Source organism: Paracoccus sediminis (genome assembly GCF_900188295.1).
In the GTDB taxonomy this organism is placed as follows: domain Bacteria; phylum Pseudomonadota; class Alphaproteobacteria; order Rhodobacterales; family Rhodobacteraceae; genus Paracoccus; species Paracoccus sediminis.
Window position 1 is genome coordinate 1 of the sequence record NZ_FZNM01000028.1, and the last position, 2,500, is coordinate 2,500.

General features: G+C 56.0%; 1 tRNA gene and 2 rRNA genes (1 of these 3 cut by a window edge). All 3 read right to left on the bottom strand.

The window, feature by feature from the left end:
- Positions 1 to 7: 7 nt before the first annotated feature.
- Positions 8 to 84 (bottom strand) — tRNA-Met (locus CHB77_RS17655).
- A 58-nt stretch (positions 85 to 142) separates the two neighbouring features.
- Positions 143 to 257 (bottom strand): 5S ribosomal RNA (gene rrf / locus CHB77_RS17660).
- A 92-nt stretch (positions 258 to 349) separates the two neighbouring features.
- Positions 350 to 2,500 (bottom strand): 23S ribosomal RNA (locus tag CHB77_RS17665); it runs 684 nt beyond the window's last position.

Sequence of the window (2,500 nt, forward strand, 5' to 3'; positions counted from 1 at the left end):
GATATTTTGGTTGCGGGGACAGGATTTGAACCTGTGACCTTCAGGTTATGAGCCTGACGAGCTACCGGGCTGCTCTACCCCGCGCCATGGTTGTCTTGATCGGATTTTTTTCATCATGTCAGAGAGATGCGTGTCTTTCCAGGTCTGGCGGTGACCTACTCTCCCACGTCTTGAGACGCAGTACCATCGGCGCAGCGGCACTTAACGGCCGAGTTCGGGATGGGATCGGGTGTTTTGCTCGCGCTAGGGCCACCAGACCGGGAAAGACACGCTCAGCGTTGTCCCCTTCCGGGAACGATGTTGTCCAAGGATGCTTTTGGAGGAAGGCGCAGTCTGCCTTCTTCCGGATCAAATCAAGCCTATCGAGCCATTAGTACCGGTCAGCTGAATGCATTGCTGCACTTACACCTCCGGCCTATCGACGTGGTGGTCTTCCACGGCTCTCAAGGGAGACCTTGTTTCGAGGGGGGCTTCACGCTTAGATGCCTTCAGCGTTTATCCTGTCCGTTCATAGCTACCCTGCACTGCCGTTGGCACGACAACAGGTCCACCAGTGGAACGTCCACCCCGGTCCTCTCGTACTAGGGGCAGCTCCTCTCAAGTCTCCAACACCCACGGCAGATAGGGACCGAACTGTCTCACGACGTTCTAAACCCAGCTCACGTACCTCTTTAAATGGCGAACAGCCATACCCTTGGGACCTGCTCCAGCCCCAGGATGAGATGAGCCGACATCGAGGTGCCAAACGATGCCGTCGATATGGACTCTTGGGCATCATCAGCCTGTTATCCCCAGCGTACCTTTTATCCGTTGAGCGATGGCCCTTCCACTCGGGACCACCGGATCACTATGGCCGTCTTTCGACTCTGCTCGACGTGTCAGTCTTGCAGTCAGGCTGGCTTCTGCCATTGCACTCAACGAGCGATTTCCGACCGCTCTGAGCCAACCTTCGCGCGCCTCCGTTACTGTTTGGGAGGCGACCGCCCCAGTCAAACTCCCCACCACGCAGGGTCCCGGACCCGGATGACGGGCCGCGGTTAGACATCAGAACAGCGAAGGGCGGTATCTCAAGGACGGCTCCACGGGAACTGGCGTCCCCGCTTCAAAGCCTACCGCCTATCCTGCACATCGCAATCCTGATGCCAGTGCGAAGTTGGAGTAAAGGTGCATGGGGTCTTTCCGTCTAACCGCGGGAAGTCTGCATCTTCACAGACAATTCAATTTCGCTGAGTCCACATTTGAGACAGCGGGGAAGTCGTTACGCCATTCGTGCAGGTCGGAACTTACCCGACAAGGAATTTCGCTACCTTAGGACCGTTATAGTTACGGCCGCCGTTTACCGGGGCTTCAATTCAAGGCTTGCACCTCTCCTTTTAACCTTCCGGCACCGGGCAGGCGTCAGACCCTATACGTCGCCTTGCGGCTTCGCAGAGCCCTGTGTTTTTAGTAAACAGTCGCCACCCCCTGGTTTGTGCCCCCGACCAACAGTTGCCTGCCAATCGGGCCTCCTTCTCGCGAACTTACGGAGGTATTTTGCCGAGTTCCTTAAATGTGGTTCTCTCAAGCGCCTTGGTATTCTCTACCAGTCCACCTGTGTCGGTTTCGGGTACGGTCTTGTGGAGGGCTGTTTCCAGGAACCGCTCAGCAGCCCGCTCAATCCGATAAGAGCGAACTACACCTGCGATCCGTCACCATCTCCTGGCCCAGGACTATTAACCTGGTTCCCATCGACTACGCCTTTCGGCCTCGCCTTAGGGGCCGGCTCACCCTGCTCAGATTAGCTTTAAGCAGGAACCCTTGGACTTTCGGCGACAGGGTCTCTCACCCTGTTTGTCGCTACTCATGTCAACATTCTCACTTCTGATCACTCCACCGGATGCCTCACGGCCCGGCTTCACAGTCAGAACATTGCCTCCGTTGCCCATCGCTGGGCAAAAGAGGCAGCGTTCTCTATCACAGAACGCTCCGCTACCACGTGCATAAATGCACATCCAAAGCTTCGGCTCGTGGCTTGAGCCCCGTTACATCTTCGCCGCAAGACCTCTTGATTAGACCAGTGAGCTGTTACGCTATCTTTAAAGGATGGCTGCTTCTAAGCCAACCTCCTGGTTGTTTTGGAAGTCTCACATGCTTTCCCACTTAGCCACGAATTGGGGGCCTTAGCTGTTGGTCAGGGTTGTTTCCCTCTCCACGACGGACGTTAGCACCCGCCGTGTGTCTCCCGGATAGTCCTTCCTGGTATTCGGAGTTTGCTTAGACTCAGTAAGGCTGTGGGCCCCCATCATCCATGCAGTGCTCTACCCCCAGGAGGATACGTCCGAGGCGCTACCTAAATAGCTTTCGCGGAGAACCAGCTATCTCCGAGTTTGATTGGCCTTTCACCCCTAGGCACAAGTCATCCCGACCTTTTTCAACAGGTGTGGGTTCGGACCTCCAGTTGGTGTTACCCAACCTTCATCCTGCTCATGCCTAGATCACTCGGTTTCGGGTCTGATCCGTC